The sequence below is a fragment of the Nocardia sp. NPDC056100 genome, assembly GCF_042266325.1.
GTDB lineage: Bacteria > Actinomycetota > Actinomycetes > Mycobacteriales > Mycobacteriaceae > Nocardia.
Genome location: NZ_JBHJVY010000005.1, coordinates 415,299 through 432,382, shown reverse-complemented (window position 1 = coordinate 432,382; position 17,084 = coordinate 415,299). Strand labels below are relative to the sequence as shown.

The following is a 17,084-nucleotide window of genomic DNA, read 5'->3' as shown; positions in this document are numbered from 1 at the left end:
CATCACCCCGAAATCCTGATGCCGACGTCCAGGCCCCAGATCACGATGGTGAGGATCATGTCCAGGATGACCACCAGCACCAGGCTGGCGCGAATCGCGCGGCCCGAGGCCCGGCCCACGCCCTCCGGTCCACCCGAGGCGTAGAAGCCCTGGTAGCCGTGGATGAGAATGATGGCGATGACGAAAATCGTTGCCTTGATCAGGGATGCGACCACATCGGCGGGTTGCAGGAACGCGTCGAAATAGTGGTAGTAGGTGCCCGAGGACTGCCCGTGCAGCACATTCACCACCGTCGCGCAGGACAGGTACGACAGGATCAGCGTGAGCAGATGCAGCGGCACGATGGTGATCACGCCCGCGATGACGCGGGTGGTCACCACGAACGGCATCGGCCGGATCCCGATGGCCTCCAGCGCGTCGATCTCCTCGGAGATGCGCATGGCCCCGATCTCGGCGGTCATGCGGCAGCCCGCCTGGGCGGCGAAACCGATGGCGGCCACCATGGGAGCCATCTCCCGGGTATTGGCGTAGGCCGAGACGAACCCGGTGAGCGGGCCCATGCCGACCATGTTCAGCGCGGTGAAGCCCTCCACGCCGATGGAACCGCCGACCGCGATACCGAGGAAGGCCAGCACCGCCACGGTGCCGCCGCCGACGATGATCGCCCCGGAGCCCCAGGTGATATCGGACAGGATGAGCATGGTCTGGCGTCGGTACACCCGCAGCGTATGCGGGATGGCGGCCAGTACCTCGTAGACGAAAGTCGCTTGGTGCCCGAGGGATTCGAAGATCCCCAGCGGGGCCTGCGCGCCGCGTTCGGCGGCCCGGCCGACCGCGCCGAAGGCGTGATAGTTGGCGGGAACCTGGGTCATCAGCCCACCTGCGTCGGAATGAACATCGAAACCAGCTGGGTGATAACGAGATTCACGCCGAAGGCGGCGATGACACCGATCACCACGGCCGCGTTCACCGCATTGGCCACGCCCTTGGGACCGTGCATGGCCTCCAGCCCGCGCTGACAGGACACCACCAGCACGATGATGCCGAAGAGCACCGATTTCACGATCGCCACCACCAGATCGCTCATCTTGGCGAAGGCCGCGAAGGCGGACAGATAGCTGCCGGGCGTCACACCCTGGAAGCCCACCGCGATCACATAGCCGGTGAACACGCCCATGAAGATGATCAGCATGCACAGCAGCGGCGTGAGCGCGATCATCGCCGCCAATCGCGGCGCGACCAGCCGGCGGATCGGATCGATTCCCATGGTGCGCAACGCATCCACCTCATCGCGGATGGTGCGCGCGCCGAGATCGGCGGCGATGGCCGAACCGGCCGCACCGCCCAGCAGCAGCGCGGTCACCATGGGCGCGCCCTGCCGAATGACGCCGAGGCCGCCCGCCGCACCGGAGACCGAACTCGCGCCGACCTGCTGGGTCAGGCTGCCGACCTGCACCGCGACGATGACGCCGAATGGAATCGCCACCAGCACAGCGGGAATGGCGGTGACGCTGACGATGAACCAGCCCTGCTGCAGGGTGTCGCGCCACGGATGTTTGAGGGCCACGATATCGGTGACCAGGTAGCGGAAGGCCGCCACCGCGAGCTGAATGGTGCGCCCGAATGTGCGCAACCCCGAGAGAACGAACTCGACCGCCTGCCGAATCAACGGCTCAGGCCCCCGAATGACCTTGTCGACCAATGCTTACCACCCCGTTGCCCCAATGGGTCCGTACCGACCCAGACGGACAGTAATACAGATTTCGGACTGACGTGTCAGTCTTCACTGGTTTCGTCCGAGGGCTTGACCAACCGCGCGGTTCGGGTGAAAAATACCCGCGCGCGAGCGTATGCCGCCTGGTCAGGGTGATTTCAGCAAGGTATCGGCAAATGCGAAATGCCCCTGATCAACACGGTTGATCAGGGGCATTTCACTCTTTGCGCGCGGTTAGCTCTCGGCCGCGATCCGCTCTCGGGCGGCACGAATATCGGCCGGACGACCAATGGAGACAGCGCCTCTGAGACAGCCGTCGCGGGAGGCGAGCACGGTGATATCCGGCGTACCCGGCGTACCCTGGATCTCCAGCTCGTCCTCCGGCGCGATCCGTCCCGCGAACTGGATGTTCACCCCGTATTGCGAGGACCAGCCCCAGGACACTCCCGCCGGGCCGACCGGCAGGCCGAGCATGGACTTCGCCGCGGCCGCGCCCTGCTCCAGGGCGCTGTTCCAATGTTCCTCGCGCACATACGCATTGAGCTTCGGCGCGAACCGCGCGGCGACATCACCGGCGGCGAAGACGCCCGGAATCGAGGTGCGATACGCCTCGTCGACCAGAATGCCGTCGTCGATCTTCACCCCGGCGGATTCGGCCAGTGCGGTATCGGGCAGCGATCCGATGGCGACCAGCGCCGCCCCCGCACTCCAGTGGCGACCCTCGGCCGAGGTGGCCAGCACCCCGGCGGTCGTGCGCTCCACACCGGTCAGCACGACATCGGAGTGGATCTCGACGCCGTTGTCCGCGTGCAGCTTCCGGACGTAGTCGCCGATGATCGGCGGTGCGATGCGGTCCAGCGGAGCCGCACCGGCATCCAGGATCGTTACGCGCGCACCGAGTTTCGCTGCGGTCGCGGCGACCTCGCAACCGATCAGCCCGGCCCCGATGATCAGCAGCGACCCACTGTCGATGGCGCGGCGCAGGGCCGCGATATCGGCGTGCCCGCGCAGGGTGTGCACCCCGGTCTCGGCCCCCGGTAAGCGCCGGGCTCGCGCGCCGGTGGCGAGCAGCAGTGCGTCATAACCGATTTCGCCGCCGTCGGTCAGGCGCACCAGCCTGTGCTCGGTGTCGATGCTCGCGGCGGTGACGCCGATGCGCACATCGATCCGCTGTTCCGGCCAGAACTCGGCGGTCTCCAGCAGGGTGCGCCGTTCCAGCGCCGTCCCGGCCAGCAGTTCCTTGGACACCATGGGCCGCCGGTACGGCAGCCCGCGTTCGGTGCCGAGCAGCACGATCTCACCGTCGAAGCCCGAGCTCCGCAGGGTCTTGGCGGCGGTGGCGCCCGCGACGCCGCCGCCGATGATCACCATGCGCTCGGTCACGACCGGCTGACCTCGACCATCTCGAAATCCGCCTTGGCCGCACCGCAATCGGGGCAGGACCAGTCCTCGGGGATATCGGCCCAGCGGGTGCCGGGACCGATGCCGTCCTCGGGCCAGCCCAGGGCTTCGTCGTATTCGAAACCGCAGACCAGGCAGCGGAAGAGTTTGTAATCAGTGCTCATGATCAGCTCCTGTTGTCGCGGTGACGGATTCGAAGTCGAGCTTTTCCCGCACGCCGCAGTCCGGACAGCACCAGTCATCGGGCACCGACGACCAGGGTGTGCCCGCCGGAAAACCCTCGCGGGGTGCGCCTTTGGCCTCGTCGTACACGTAATCGCAGACGGGGCAACGGTAGGCGGCCATCACCGGGTCCCGTAGCGGGCGAGCACGCGATCACGCTTGCCGGGCTGGATGTTCACCAGGGTGATATCGCCGTCGTAGTGGTTCAGCACCCGGCGATCCATCACCCGCCGCCACAGTGGCGGGAAGTAAGCCAGCGTGATCATGCTCGCGTAACCGCTGGGCAGATTCGGCGCACCGTCCATACTGCGCAGCGTCTGATACCGACGGGTCGGGTTCGCGTGATGATCGCTGTGCCGCTGCAGGTGGTACAGGAAGATATTGGTGACGATATGGTCCGAATTCCAGCTGTGCTCGGGGGTGCAGCGCTCATAGCGGCCGCTCGCGGTGCGCTGGCGCAGCAGACCGTAATGCTCGAGGTAGTTCACCGTCTCCAGCAGCGCGAAACCGTAGACGGCCTGCAGGACCAGGAACGGGAGCACGATCGGGCCGAAGACCGCGGCCAGCACGCCCCACAGCACCACCGACATGAGCCAGGCATTGAGCACGTCATTGTGAATCGTCCACGGGCGCTTGCCCAGACGGTGCAGTCGCGCCGCCTCCAACTCCCAGGACGAGCGCAGGCTCCCCCAGACGCTGCGGGGCAGGAAGGTCCAGAACGATTCGCCGAAGCGCGAACTCGCGGGATCCTCCGGGGTCGCCACCCGCACGTGATGGCCGCGATTGTGCTCGATGTAGAAGTGCCCGTAGAACGTCTGCGCCAGGGTGATCTTGGAGAGCCAGCGCTCCAATTCGGCCTTCTTATGGCCGAGTTCATGCGCGGTATTGATGCCGACGCCGCCCACCACACCGATGCTCAGCGCCAGGCCGATCTTGGAGATCAGGCTCAGACCGCCGTCGATGCCGAGCCAGGACAGATCGCTCGCGGTCCACAGGTAGCAGGCGTACGCCAGGCTCAGCAGCTGGAACGGGATGTAGGCGTAGACGCAGTAGCGGTAGTAGCGATCGTTCTCCAGATACTCCATCACCTCATCGGGCGGATTCTGGCCGTCCGGGCCGAAGAACCGGTCCAGGATGGGGAGCAGCACGTAGACCAGCAGCGGGCCGATCCACCACCAGACGGGCGCGACCGCATCCCAGCCGAATTGGTTGAAGGCCGCCACCAGACCGGTGGTGAGGAAGAGCGCGGTGGGCGCGATCAGGCCGAACAGCCACAGGTAGCGCTTGCGGTCCCGCCATTGCGGGGACGGGGCCACGGGCGTCGACTCGTCGATTCGAGACGTCGTCATTGTCGATCTCCTTGCATTTACACTTCTTGAAGAAGTGTATTCAGTAGATACACTCTTCGTGAGAATGTCAACGAGCGAGACGAAAGACGTGCTCATGTATCATCACGAGGTGGCAGAAACGCCGAACTTCCAGACCGAGATGCGCCAGCTGCTGCGTGAACGCATCATCGACAGCACCCGCGGCATCGTCTGCGCCGAAGGCTGGGGCGCGGTGAACATGTCCCGGCTGGCCAAGGAGGTCGGGGTCAGCCGACCGGTCATGTACAAGGAGTTCGGCAACAAGCACGAACTGGCCGAAGTGGTGATCCGGCGCGAGGTCGACGGGTTCCTGGTCGGCATCGCCGAGGCCGTGGCCGCACACCCCGAGGACGTCCTGGCGGGTTTACGCGAAGCGGTCGACTACACGCTGCGCACCGGTGCGGACAACACCCTGCTCAAGGCCGTGCTCGCGGGGCGCACGGCACCGGACACCGCACTGCTGCCGGTCCTGATGACCGAGCCCGAACCCGTGCTGGGGCGCGCCATCGAGGCGGTCACCGCACTGGTGCGGAGCCAGTACGGGCTGACCGCACTCTCGGACACCGAACTGGCCTCGCTGACCGAAACCCTTGTCCGGCTGGCCCTGAGCCATTTGTTCCAGCCGACCGGACCCATCGACAAGGCCGTCGATCAGATCATCGTGGTGATCGCGAGCGTGCTGGGTCCGGTGCTGGCGGGCTGACCGCTACCGCAGCGAGGCGATCCAGCGGCGGGTATCGGCCGGATCGATGACATCGTCGAGTTCCAGCACGGTCGCGGCGGTGAGGGCTTTGCCACTGGCGTAAGCCATCTGGACCAGATTGTCGAAGGCGGTCTGGCGGGCGGCCGGGTCCTCGATAGCGGCCAGTTCCTTCGCGAAGCCCAGGCGGACAGCGCCTTCCAGGCCCATACCGCCGATTTCGCCGGTGGGCCAGGCGATCACGAAATTGGGGGCGCGGAATGAGCCCGCCGCCATGGCCTGTGCGCCGAGACCGTAGCCCTTGCGCAGGATGATGGTGCCCCAGGGCACGGACAGGGCGGCGGCGTCGATGAACAGGCGACTGAACTTGGTGACGGTGGCGTGCGTCTCGGCTTCCGGGCCGACCATGAATCCCGGTGTATCGCACAGGGATACGACCGGCAGTCGATGGGCGTCACAAAGTCGCAGGAAGGCGCTGAGCTTATCGGCGGCGGGGGCGTCGATCGCACCGCCGAGATGGTGGCAATCGTTGGCGATCAGGCCGTAGGGGCGGCCTTCGACCCGGACCAGGACGGTGATGATGCCCGTACCCCAGTCCCGGCGCAGTTCCAGCACCGAATCCAGATCGGCGACGGATTCGATGGCGGCCCGGATATCGAAGGCGCGCAGGCGGTCCTCCGGGATCACATGGCGGGCGAGCCGGGGATCCGGTGCGGTCCACTCCGATTCGGCACCCTGGAAGTACGACAGATAGCGACGGGCCAGGTCGACGGTTTCGGCCTCATCGGCGGCGACCAAGTGCACCACACCGTTTCGGCGCTGCACCTCGATCGGGCCGATGTCCTCGGGAGCGTAGACGCCCAGGCCGCCGCCCTCGATCATGGCGGGGCCGCCCATGCCGATATTCGCGTCCGGGGTCGCGATCACCACATCGCACATGCCCAGCAGCGCGGCGTTTCCGGCGAAGCAGCGACCCGACACCACCCCGATGAGCGGGACCTGTCCGGACAGCGCGCCCATGGCGCGGAAGGTGGTGACATCGAGGCCGGAGATGCCCGGGTAATCGGTGTCGCCGGGGCGGCCGCCACCGCCCTCGGTGAAGAAGACCACCGGAAGACGCTGGGCGCGAGCGAGTTCCAGCATGCGATCGGTCTTGGCGTGATTGCGCATGCCCTGGGTGCCCGCGAGCACGGTGTAGTCGTAGGACATCACCATCGTGCGGGTGCGGTCGGCACCGAAGCGGTCGGCGTTGATGGTCGCCACGCCGCCGATGAGACCGTCGGCAGGGGTATTGGCGATCAAATCCTCCGGGGTACGGCGCAGGCGCTGCGCCGCGACAGCCAATGCTCCGTATTCGAGGAAGCTGTCCGCGTCCACCAGATCGGCGATGTTCTCACGAGCGGTCCTGCGGCCCAGGCGATGTCGTTTGGCGACCGCCTCGGGGCGGGATTCATCCTGCCCCACCAGATGCCGGGCGAGCACCTCGGCCAGATCGGGACGGATCGAATCCAGGTCCACCGCAACGGTATCGGCGTGCTCGCCGTCGTGATCGGCTTCGACCCACACCAGCAGGGGTGCGTGCGGATCGATCACCGCGCCGGGTGCGGTCAGTAGCCGGACCACCCGCAACGGCTGTTCGGCGCGCAGCACATGCTGCATCTTCATCGCCTCCAGCACAACGACTTCCGCACCGGCGGGCACCACCGTGCCGGGCTCGACCAGCGAGACCACGGTGCCGCCCATCGGGGAGCGCAGCGCCTGTTCGTCCCCGGCCAGGTCGACCGCATCGGTTACGGCGGCGATCTCGGGTCCGGCGTGCGGCGGCGGGGCGAAATCCGCTGCTCTGGAGACGAATTCGCCCACCAGGCGCTCGTACCAGGATGTCGAGACCGCACCCGCGCCGACGAGTTCGTCCAATACCGCGCGCTGTACGGCCAGATTCGTCTCGACACCCGCGATCATCGTCTCCGCGAGCGCGTCCGCGGCCCGGCGCAGGGTAGCGGGATACGACGGTCCGCGCGCGATGATCTTGGCCAGCAGCGAATCGAAACGCGGGTCCTGCCGCATACCGATCCCGGCGGCCGTATCCACCCGCACCCCCACCCCGGTCGGCGCGGCGAACTGTGTGAGCGTTCCGGTGCTCGGCAGCACTTCCCCACCGGCCGTGACGATTTCGGCGTTCACCCGCACCTGCACGGCGTATCCGCGCGGCGCGCTCGCGGTCAGCTCCAGATCGGCCAGACTCCGGCCGCGCGCCAACTCGAATTGAATCGCGACCACATCCAGGCCGGTCACCTCCTCGGTGACGGTGTGCTCCACCTGCAACCTCGGATTCACCTCGAGGAACCAGCATTCCGCCCCGCTGACCAGGAACTCCACCGTGATCACACCCCGGCAGCCCACCGACTCGGCCAGCCGAACCGCATACCCGTGCAATGATTCCCGCAGTCCCGCATCCAGATTCGGCGCGGGTGCGATCTCGATCAGCTTCTGCTGCCGCCGCTGCACACTGCAATCGCGATCCCCCACCGCGATCGCCCGCTCGCCGTCGGCGATGATCTGCACCTCGATATGCCGGGCCTCGGTGATCAGTGCCTCGGCGTACACGGCGTCATTCCCGAACCCCGCCGACGCTTCCGCACGACAGCGCTCATACGCGTCGGCGAGTTCACCGACTTCGCGCACCACCCGCATACCCCGGCCACCCCCACCGGCGGCGGCCTTGACCATGACTCCGCCGGGCCGCGCGGCAAGCAATTCCGCGATCTGTTCCACCGTCGCGTCACCCGCGGTCGCCGGAATCACCGGCAGCCCGGCACGTTCGGCCGCCGCCCGCGCCGCGACCTTATCCCCGAACAACCTCAGCACTTCGGGCGAGGGCCCCACGAAGGTCAGTCCTGCCGCGGCACACGCGGCGGCGAATTCCGCGCTCTCGCTGAGGAACCCGTAGCCGGGGTGCACCAGCGCCCCGTCCCCCGCCTTATGCGCCGCCCGCACCACCTCGTCCACATCGAGGTAGGCCGCCACCCCATGTCCGGGCAGCCGGACCGCCTCATCGGCGAGCCGCGCCGCCATCGCATCGGCCTCGTCCCCGGTATGCAGGGCGAGCGCGGAATACCCCTGTTCCCGCGCACTGCGAACGATCCGGACAGCGATCTCACCACGATTGGCCACGACGACGTACATGCCGCCATCCTCGCAGCCGGGAAACGAAACGTGCGTGCAATCCCGCGGGCGGGGTGCCCGCGCGGACTACACGCACGTGGGGAGAATCAGGCCGGGATGCCCATGCCCTGGGCCAGGATCGGCCAGGAGTTGTGCAGGGCGTCATCCCAGTACGGCCAGTAGTGGGTGCCGACCGGGGTGAACTGGTAGGTGGCCGGGATGTTCAGACCCTCGAGGCGGCCCTTGAGGTTCACGGTGCAGGCGTTGACCGCGCCCTCGATGATCATGCCGAGACCGAGGTTGACCCCGCCCATGACGCCGGGGGCGTTGCTCAGGTAGTACTGCACGTCCGCCGCGACCGGGATACCGCTGCCGCTGGAGACGTAAAGCAGTGTGCCGCGCAGCTTCTCGGCATTGATGACCGGATCGTTGGCGGCCCACAGCGGGCTGTCGTCCGGACCGTACATATTGGTGACGTCGCCGCCGGCCCAGGTTTCGGTGGCCAGCTTGACGAACTGCTTACCGGCCGGATCCGCGATCTGGGCGCAACCGCTGTACGCCGCCACGGACTTCCACAGGCCCGGCTTGGCCTCGGCCAGCTGCAGCACCGAGGTGCCGGAGGTGGACAGACCCGCGAGCGCGTTCAGACCGGTGGAGTGCAGCGCGTCGTCCAGCAGCGGCGGCAGTTCCTCGGTGAAGAAGGTCTTCCACTTGTTCAGGCCCAGCCGCGGATCTTCCTTGATCCAGTCGGTGTAGTAGCTGCCCAGGCCGCCGATGGGCTGGATGACATTGACCGGCTTATCGGCCAGCCAGTCCAGCGCCTTGGTCTGCGCCTTCCAGTTCGCGGTGCCCTCGCCGCCGTCCAGGCCATTGAGCATGTACAGGTTCGGCGCGGGCGTGGACTCATCGGCCGGACGCTGCACATCGACGGTGATATCGCGGCCCATGGCCTGCGAATACACCTTGAAATGCCAGGTACGGCCCTCCTTGACGATCGAGCTGATCGCGGAGGGCTTGGCCGCCGGTTCCGCCGAGGCGGTCGCCCCGAGCATGGTCGTGGACAGCGCAGCGGCGAGGGCCACGGCGGAAACCCGGAGGGCGGTCGCGCTGCGTAGTGCGGAGAGCTTCATCGAACAGTCAAATCCAATCCAGTGGACACCGTCGCCCGTCAGTCGACGGGGAGTTCGGTGCCTTCTTCGGCGATCTTGGCGGCTACTTCAGTTGGAAAAACGTTGCGGAACAGGTACAGGTCTCGGCCGAGCTTCCATCCGGGAGCCAGCGCTACCGCATATCGTTCGAAATAGCCGAGTTGTTTCCCCATAAGAATTAGCTGTTCCGGGCCGGATGCGCCACGCCGCTTCCCGAATTCGAGAAGACGGGCGGCGACCACACCCAAATCCAGCTTGTCCAGGCTGCCCGAGAGCACCGGACCCAGCGCCACAGCGAGCTGTCGCCCGATGGTGGCGTCGTCACCGCTGTCATCGGCGACCAGATCCAATTTGCGCAGTGCCCGGGCCACCGGGCGGAAATCGTTGTCGATGGCGCTGGCGTAGAACAGCGCCCGCACGAATTCGCGCCATTCGGTTTCCATGCGCCCGACAATGCCGAAGTCCAGCATGGCGACCCGGCCGTCGTCGAGCAGCCAGAGATTGCCCGCGTGCACATCGCCGTGGAAGAGCCCGTGCACCGCGACCGATTCCATCCAGGCTTTGACCAGGCGGCGGATCAGTAGTTCCGAATCCGGATGCACGGCGCGGATATCGTCGAAGCGATCGAGCGGCATACCGCGCATGCGTTCCATGCACAGCACGCGCGGCCCGCAGTGCTCCCAATAGACCTCGGGGATGGCGACACTGGTGTTGTCGCCGAACGCGGCCAGATTCTGCCGCGCCCGGGTCTGGTTATCGGCCTCGATCAGGAAGTTGAGTTCGGCGACGGTCGCCTCGTACAGATCGCGAACCACGGCCTGCGCGTTGGCCACTCGCGCGTTCTCGGACCGCTTCTCCAGTGCGCGAGCCAGTTTCATGGCCGCGCGCAGATCCACGATCATGCGCTTGGCGATCTCGGGCCGCTGCACCTTCACCACCGCGGGGCGGCCGTCGGTCAGCACGCACGCGTGCACCTGGGCGATGGACGCCGCCGAGAGCGGTTCATCGTCGAAGGACCGGAACAGCTCCGAAATCGGTTTGCCCAGATCGGCTTCCACGATGGCGCGCGCGTCCGCGGACGGGAACGGGCTCATATCGTCCAGGCAGCGCAGGCAGGCATCGGCGAGTTCGCGCGGGAACGCGCCCGGTGACGAGGCGATCAGCTGACCGAGTTTGACGAACATCGGGCCCAGCGATTCGAAACCGTTCACCACGCCCTCGGCCACGGCCTGTCTGCGCTTGGCCTTGCGCAGGCCGCCGCGTAGCACGCTGCGGGTAACCGATCCGCCCAGTACCGCACCCACGATCGCGGTTCGGCGCACTTCGGAGAACCCGAAGGTGTCCAGATCCGGCCGGATCACCTCGGGCGCCCCCGCCCGCACAGTCATCGGTGAGCTCACGGGGCGCAGTGTATCTCTGTGCCACCCGGTCGGTCCGCTGTGGTGCCCGGCACAGTCGACACACCCGTTCGGTGGTTAGGACCCCGCTATGCCGGGTACCGTGGCTGGCTGGGCCGCGATCCGGCCCGACACTGATGAAGGCGAAAGGCAAGACCGAAGTAATGACGGGTACAGCGGAGAAGCTGGCGGAACTGCGCAAGCTCCTGGAAATCGCCGAAGAACCTTCGGGTGAGAAGGGCATCCAGAAGCGCCGCGCCAAAGGTATCCCCAGTGCCCGAGAACGTGCGCAGATGCTGCTGGACCCGGGCACCTTCGTCGAAATGGGCGCGCTCATCCGCCAGCCCGGCAACCCCAACGCCTATTACGGCGACGGCGTGGTCACCGGGCGCGGTTATATCGACGGCCGCCCGGTCGTGGTGATCTCGCACGATCAGACCGTGTACGGCGGATCGGTCAGCGAGATGTTCGGCCGCCGCGTGCGCGCGGTCATGGATTTCGCCTATAACAACGCCTGCCCGGTGGTCTGCATCAACGACTCCGGCGGCGCGCGCATTCAGGACGGCGTGGCCTCGCTGGCCTGGTACGCCATCATGTGCCGCCTGCAGGAGGACCTGTCCGGCTATGTGCCGATGGTCGCGGTCATGCTCGGCAAATGCGCGGCCGGTTCGGTGTACGGGCCCATCAATATGGATGTGCTTGTCGCGACCGAGGATTCGTACATGTTCGTCACCGGCCCGGAGGTCATCAAGGCCGTCACCGGTTCGGTCGTCACCGCCGAGGAGCTGGGCGGAGCGCGTGCGCTGGAGCAGAACGGCACCGTGCACCACGTCGCCAAGACCGAATCCGAGGCCTTCCAGTGGGTCCGCGACTACCTGAGCTATCTGCCCACCAGCTGCCTGGAGCAGCCGCCGGTGGTCAACCCGGGTCTGGAGCCCGAACTCACCGATACCGATCGCCAGCTCGACAAGCTCATGCCGGATCTGGACAAGACCGGCTATGACATGCACGAGGTGCTGCTGCGCATTTTCGACGACGGCGAATTCCACGAGATCAGCGCGAAAACCTCGGCGAATCTCATTACCGGGTTCGCGCGTGTCGACGGCCGTCCCGTCGGCGTGATCGCCAATCAGCCGCTGGTGCTCGGCGGCGCGCTCGATGCCGCGTGCTCGGATAAGGCCGCGCATTTCATCCGGCTCTGCGACGCGTTCCATATTCCGCTGGTTTATGTCGTCGACACCCCGGGCGTGTTGCCGGGCGTGGACGAGGAGCGCAATCACGTCATCAAGCGCGGCGGGCGCATGTTCCGCGCGCTCATCGAGGCCACCGTGCCGATCGTGACCATCGTGACCCGTAAGGCGTACGGCGGCGGGTACGCGGTCATGGGCTGCAAGCAGCTCGGCGCCGATATCAGCCTGGCCTGGCCGACCGCGCGCCTGGCGGTCATGGGCGCGGAGTCCATGATCCCGATCGTGGGCAAGCGTCAGCTCGAGGCGACCCCGGAGCAGGATCGGGAAGCCGTGCGGCAGGGCATGATCGACTTCTACAACGCCACCGTGGCGACCCCGTGGACGGCGGCCGAGCGCGGCTATATCGACGCGGTCATCGAACCCTCGGCCACGCGGCTGGAGATCCGCAAGGCATTGCAGCTGCTGCGCGATAAGGATGCGGTGCGCAAGCCCAACCCACGCAAGCACAACCTGTTCCCGATGTGATCCGGGAGTGACGAGCCGAACCGCCCCGGTCATCACGACCGGGGCGGTTCTCGTTTCAGCATTCGTTGGGCGCGGGTTCGCCGCCGAGTCTCGCGCCGAGCCAGGCCAGGGATTCCGGATACCCGGTGAAGGCGGCGATGATGTGCTCGCCGATCACACTGCGATAGATCGCGGTCGCCCCCAGCGCGCACTGTTCGGCGTAGAGGTTCTTCGCCCCTTCCGCGGGCACCCAGAATTCCTGCTCACCGTTGTAGATGTACAGCGGCACAGCCGATTTCATACCGTCCATACGGGTGATCGAATAGATCTGCTGTGCCAGCGGACTGTGCAGCGGATCCGGGAAATCGGCGGCGGCGTCCATGGGCAGCTGCAATAGTCCGGGCACGCCGAAGGAATCCATACAGGAGTCCTTCATGACCAGCGCCACCCACTGCGCCAGTTTGTTCATATGCGCCAGAATCTCCGGACGCTCCCGGCCGATGGCGAAGGTGGCGGCCATGAACACCCCCGACGCCAGATTCGCGTTCATGCTGCGCGCCAGGATCTCGTAATCGGCGGGCACGCCGCCCATGGCCGCACCCACCACCACATCGGCCAGTTCGGGCGCGTAGTCGGCCATCAATTTGACCGCGCCCTTGGTGGCGATCGCACCGCCGGAATAGCCGATCATTCCGAATCGACTGGCGCCGAACTCATTCGGCATGGAACCGCGCACCGCGCGAATCGCGTCCAATATCGCGTGCCCGGCCACATACGGTTCGGCATAGGCCATGCGCGGACCCTCGTGGTCGGTGATCAGCACCGCGTAGCCGCGCAGCAACGCCAGCTGGGTGGTCGGCGGCAGATATTCGGCCAGATTGGTCAGATTCGAATAGCCGTGCGCCAGTGTGTAACTCGGATTGCAGTCGCGGCCCAGCGAATTGATCGGCAGATTGTTCACCACCACCGGTCGCTCACCGTCGCCGCCCCACTGTCCGAGCGGGAGCACCAGTGAGGCGATGGCGTACGAGGCCGCGCCGTGCGCGTCGGTGGTCCGGTATTTGAGCTGCACCACCTGGCGCACCGGCATGAACAGCGCGGGGCCGCCGGTGTTGGTGACATCCCGCCAGGCGATCAATTGCCCGGAGCCGAAATCCTCCAGCCGAGCGGGCCATTCGTCCACGAAACCGTCGCCGATGGGTGAGGGCATGGTGGCGGCGCGCAGGGCCGCCAGTTCGGGGGCGAGCCCGCCCGAGTCCACCAGCGGTGTGGCGGGCGCGATGGGCAGTGCGGGCGGCGGCACCACCGAATCGACCCATTGTTGAAATGCGGGGAGCAACCCGGAAACCGGGGAAGCGGATGGGGGTGCATCGGCCGGTTGGGCGTGCGCGACTCCCGCGAATCCGCCGAATATCAAGACGGCAGCGACAATTCGCAGAACGGAGAGCAAGACACCCCCAGCGGAATTCGTGGGCTCGGCGGACCTGGCGAGCGTAAACCCGGTCCGGGTGGCGACACTCCGGGGTGGTCTGTTCGAAGCCGCATCGATACCACACTGTGTCGATCGACTCGTGCGTGTCGCCGAAACGACTACAAAATGTGGCTCTGAGCGTGGAATCCGCTGTCAGGCGCCCGGGCCGCGCGGACGGCAGAATTCGACCGAAACCGGGTATCCCCCGCTCGCGGCGTCGAACGGACTCGATTGCGCGGCGAGATTCTCGGTGATGGTGTGCAATACCTGCCAGCTGAATCCGTTTTCGTCGAACGCATCGCTCCCGAGGGCCACCGCGGCCATTCGAACTCGCATGCGCTCGGCATCGAATTCGAATTCGCAATCGACACAGCTGTCCGGTATCGCGCCGATAATCAGCGCGGTCGCCACCTCGTCCACGGCCACACGAATATCGGTCAGTTCGTCGAGGGCGAAATCACCGATGAGAGCGACCGTTTCGGCGAGGGCGCGCAGCATGATCAGCTGGTCGAGTTCGGCGGGCACCCGAACGCCCACCGTGCCGGTATCCGCCGATGACCGGGTGATCGGATCGCCCATACCTGTCTCCGTCCGCTCCGAACAAGCACTTCATCGGCGAAACGTCGATCGCATGAATTTCCACCGGATAACCGCGTCCGTCATCGTCATCCGGTGCGATACCCGGTCGAGATCTGCCGAAACGTCTGCGTGGCAGATCAATCCGATGGCAGCCGTTCATGCACGGTCAGCAGCAGATGATCGAAGCGGGTACGCAACTCCACCGCCGCGCCGCCCATTTCCGTCGCCTCGGCGATCAGCCGCTCGGAGAGCGTGCGGAGTTTGGTGTTGGTCTCCTGGGATCGCCAGGTGAGCACCCGGAAAGCCTGTTCGGCATTGATGCCGTACACCAGCATGAGCGCACCCTTGGCCTGTTCGATGACCGCCCGGGCGCGATAGAGTTCGGGCAGCGCGTCATCGAGGGTTTCCTGCCGGTGTTCGGCCAGTGTGCCGGTGACATCGATGTAGTAGCCCGCGGTGCCGATCACCCGGCCGCGCTCGTCGACCATATGGTCGCCCACCACGATCACATGATGTTCCGCGCCGCCGGTATCGAGAATGCGGTGGCGGCTGCAGAACGGCTCCTGATTCCGCACCGCGCGGTCCAGCGAGGTGGCGACCTGCTCACGATCCTCGGGGTGTTTATGCGTGAGCAGCAATTCGGTGGTCGGCACGACGGTTCCGGGCGGATAGCCGTGCATGGCGGCCACCTCATCGGACCATTCCCAGCGCTGATCCGCGGACCAGAAGCGAAAGCTGCCGACATGCTGCCGGTGGCCGCCCACCACCTGTTCCAGCGCCGGCGCCGCGCTGCGGTGTTCACCACCCGGGATCACCAGATGATTATCGGCCGCCGGGTGTGCGCGCGGAGCGGATCGGCGACAGCGGAACCGGAATCGCTGCGCCGCTTGCCGATTCAGCTGCGCGAGGTCATCACCGCGTCGAGTTGCGCACTGCTGATCTGCCGCGCCGCGTTCGATACCGAGGTGACCATGCAACTGCCGAACGCACCGCGCCGATCGAACAGCGTGGCCACCCCGACCGCCATACCGCGTTCGCTGAAGTGACTGTCGGCCTCGACGCCGATCTGCGCGCCGTCCGGCATGCGGGACAGCGCCAGGGTCATATCGGTATTGATGAAGCCGATGCCGGCATCGCCCCAATTGGTCATCATGCTGGTGGCCTCGCCGACCAGGGCGGCGCGGGTGAACGGGGAGAGTTCCTCGCCGGTGATCACGCGCATGGGGCTCTGCCAGGTGCGCTTGCGCGCGGTGTTCTCGTGCTCGGTGGGCACCGAGGACCAGTAGCCCGGTTCGGCATCACTGCTGAACAGTGGGATCTGCGGCAGGTCGGTGGTGGGCGCGATATCCAATGCCGGTGGCAGCGGCTCGAATTCGCGATGCCAGAGAGATCCCGCGGGCTGTTCGGAGGGTTGCAGCAGCACCACCGAGGCGCGCGCGGCCATCTTGCCGCCCTGCATGACCGCGACGTCCGCGACGCGAATGCGTTTACCGTCGCGCACCCGGACCATCGGGGTGGTGGTGTGCTCGAAGCGCGCGGCACTGAACATATCCACGGTCAGGCGCACCGGTACGAAACCGTCGGTGGCGTGCTCGCGCTCCAGCTCCCGGGCCATCAGACCGCACAGTGCCGGGCCGACCACCTGGGCCGCGGACCATTGACTGGCCGCGATCGGTGTAGGTACGAACCCGCCGTCCACCTCGTCGAAATACGCCGGCACATCCACCACGGGTCCACCTGTCCAGTTCCGTTGATCAAACCACTGTTCCCAGACCTAACACAGGGATGGAACCGGTTTCAATACGACGGCCCACCGGCGGCCGGTGGCATTTCCCACAACCGGCCCGAATCGGCCGGGCTCAATCGAGCAGGACCGGGCGCAGCCGGGTGGTGTAGACGCCCGCGCGGTCGAGGGCGTCGGTCGCGGCGGTGAGGTCGATTTCCGCCTCCTCGAAGACCTCGCGCGCACCGGCGATACAGCGGCCGGGGGTGAGCAGCGCGGCGATGCCGTCGGTGTCGACGAGCATGCCGGACTCGCCGAGGGCGGCGTAGTCGGCGCGCAGTTCCGCGACGCGTTCGCGCAGCGTGGTCAACTCGCGCAGCAATTGTGCGCGGCGGCTCTCCAGACTGCGCGGATCGGTCATGAATTCCAGTGTGCCGCAAGGACGCACGCTACGCACGCGATCATGAAAATCGCCCGGCGGTGGTATCCGCCGGGCGATTTCG

16 protein-coding genes are annotated in these 17,084 nt (G+C 66.5%); 2 read left to right on the top strand and 14 right to left on the bottom strand.

Going from position 1 to position 17,084, the window contains the following annotated elements; translation table 11 throughout:
* Positions 1–2 precede the first annotated feature (2 nt).
* The 6 genes from ACFC0O_RS38600 to ACFC0O_RS38575 all read right to left on the bottom strand — a co-directional run bounded on the left by ACFC0O_RS38600 (position 3) and on the right by ACFC0O_RS38575 (position 4,686).
* Positions 3–872, bottom strand: a complete 870-nt coding sequence (locus tag ACFC0O_RS38600) for an ABC transporter permease (RefSeq protein WP_364633515.1) — start codon at positions 870–872, stop codon at positions 3–5.
* Complete coding sequence (locus ACFC0O_RS38595; RefSeq protein ID WP_375967016.1) at positions 872–1,702, bottom strand: MlaE family ABC transporter permease; 831 nt, start codon at positions 1,700–1,702, stop codon at positions 872–874. Before ACFC0O_RS38595 ends, ACFC0O_RS38600 begins: the two co-directional genes overlap by 1 nt.
* Before the next feature lie 246 nt (positions 1,703–1,948).
* The gene (locus ACFC0O_RS38590; RefSeq protein ID WP_375967014.1) at positions 1,949–3,097 is read right to left on the bottom strand and encodes an NAD(P)/FAD-dependent oxidoreductase; all 1,149 of its coding nucleotides are present in this window, start codon (positions 3,095–3,097) and stop codon (positions 1,949–1,951) included.
* Positions 3,094–3,279: a rubredoxin gene (locus ACFC0O_RS38585; RefSeq protein WP_364633510.1), complete on the bottom strand. Its 186-nt coding sequence runs from the start codon at positions 3,277–3,279 to the stop codon at positions 3,094–3,096. Before ACFC0O_RS38585 ends, ACFC0O_RS38590 begins: the two co-directional genes overlap by 4 nt.
* Positions 3,269–3,460 carry a rubredoxin gene (locus ACFC0O_RS38580; protein WP_364633508.1) on the bottom strand — a complete coding sequence of 64 codons (192 nt, stop codon included), beginning with the start codon at positions 3,458–3,460 and terminating at the stop codon, positions 3,269–3,271. The genes ACFC0O_RS38585 and ACFC0O_RS38580 overlap by 11 nt, the downstream gene beginning before the upstream one ends.
* Entirely contained in the window at positions 3,460–4,686 is a 1,227-nt protein-coding gene (locus tag ACFC0O_RS38575; protein WP_375967012.1) for an alkane 1-monooxygenase, read from the bottom strand. Before ACFC0O_RS38575 ends, ACFC0O_RS38580 begins: the two co-directional genes overlap by 1 nt.
* Before the next feature lie 109 nt (positions 4,687–4,795).
* Between ACFC0O_RS38575 and ACFC0O_RS38570 the strand changes: the two genes are divergently transcribed.
* Positions 4,796–5,407 carry a TetR family transcriptional regulator gene (locus ACFC0O_RS38570; protein ID WP_375967011.1) on the top strand — a complete coding sequence of 204 codons (612 nt, stop codon included), beginning with the start codon at positions 4,796–4,798 and terminating at the stop codon, positions 5,405–5,407.
* A 3-nt stretch (positions 5,408–5,410) separates the two neighbouring features.
* On the opposite strand, the gene ACFC0O_RS38565 is transcribed toward ACFC0O_RS38570, so the two are convergent.
* From ACFC0O_RS38565 to ACFC0O_RS38555, 3 genes are all read right to left on the bottom strand, one after another.
* Positions 5,411–8,590 carry a carboxyl transferase domain-containing protein gene (locus ACFC0O_RS38565; RefSeq protein ID WP_375967009.1) on the bottom strand — a complete coding sequence of 1,060 codons (3,180 nt, stop codon included), beginning with the start codon at positions 8,588–8,590 and terminating at the stop codon, positions 5,411–5,413.
* 86 nt (positions 8,591–8,676) lie between these two features.
* The gene (locus ACFC0O_RS38560; RefSeq protein ID WP_375967007.1) at positions 8,677–9,699 is read right to left on the bottom strand and encodes an alpha/beta hydrolase; all 1,023 of its coding nucleotides are present in this window, start codon (positions 9,697–9,699) and stop codon (positions 8,677–8,679) included.
* A gap of 38 nt (positions 9,700–9,737) precedes the next feature.
* Positions 9,738–11,105 carry an ABC1 kinase family protein gene (locus tag ACFC0O_RS38555; RefSeq protein ID WP_375967143.1) on the bottom strand — a complete coding sequence of 456 codons (1,368 nt, stop codon included), beginning with the start codon at positions 11,103–11,105 and terminating at the stop codon, positions 9,738–9,740.
* A gap of 173 nt (positions 11,106–11,278) precedes the next feature.
* Here ACFC0O_RS38555 and ACFC0O_RS38550 point away from each other — a divergent pair, with 173 nt between their 5' ends.
* Positions 11,279–12,829 carry an acyl-CoA carboxylase subunit beta gene (locus ACFC0O_RS38550; protein ID WP_364633498.1) on the top strand — a complete coding sequence of 517 codons (1,551 nt, stop codon included), beginning with the start codon at positions 11,279–11,281 and terminating at the stop codon, positions 12,827–12,829.
* Positions 12,830–12,884: 55 nt separating this feature from the next.
* Here the strand turns inward: ACFC0O_RS38550 and ACFC0O_RS38545 are convergent, their stop codons facing one another.
* From ACFC0O_RS38545 to ACFC0O_RS38525, 5 genes are all read right to left on the bottom strand, one after another.
* Positions 12,885–14,147, bottom strand: coding sequence for a lipase family protein (locus ACFC0O_RS38545; protein WP_375967005.1), 1,263 nt, complete (start codon positions 14,145–14,147; stop codon positions 12,885–12,887).
* Positions 14,148–14,432: 285 nt separating this feature from the next.
* Positions 14,433–14,858: an anti-sigma factor gene (locus tag ACFC0O_RS38540; RefSeq protein ID WP_375967004.1), complete on the bottom strand. Its 426-nt coding sequence runs from the start codon at positions 14,856–14,858 to the stop codon at positions 14,433–14,435.
* 137 nt (positions 14,859–14,995) lie between these two features.
* A complete protein-coding gene (locus ACFC0O_RS38535) occupies positions 14,996–15,676 on the bottom strand; it encodes a PAS and ANTAR domain-containing protein (protein ID WP_375967142.1) in 681 nt (226 codons plus the stop codon).
* A 77-nt stretch (positions 15,677–15,753) separates the two neighbouring features.
* Positions 15,754–16,587 (bottom strand): thioesterase family protein, encoded by an 834-nt coding sequence (locus ACFC0O_RS38530; protein WP_375967002.1) that lies wholly within the window; start codon positions 16,585–16,587, stop codon positions 15,754–15,756.
* 130 nt (positions 16,588–16,717) lie between these two features.
* Entirely contained in the window at positions 16,718–17,002 is a 285-nt protein-coding gene (locus ACFC0O_RS38525) for a hypothetical protein (RefSeq protein WP_375967000.1), read from the bottom strand.
* Positions 17,003–17,084: the final 82 nt, after the last annotated feature.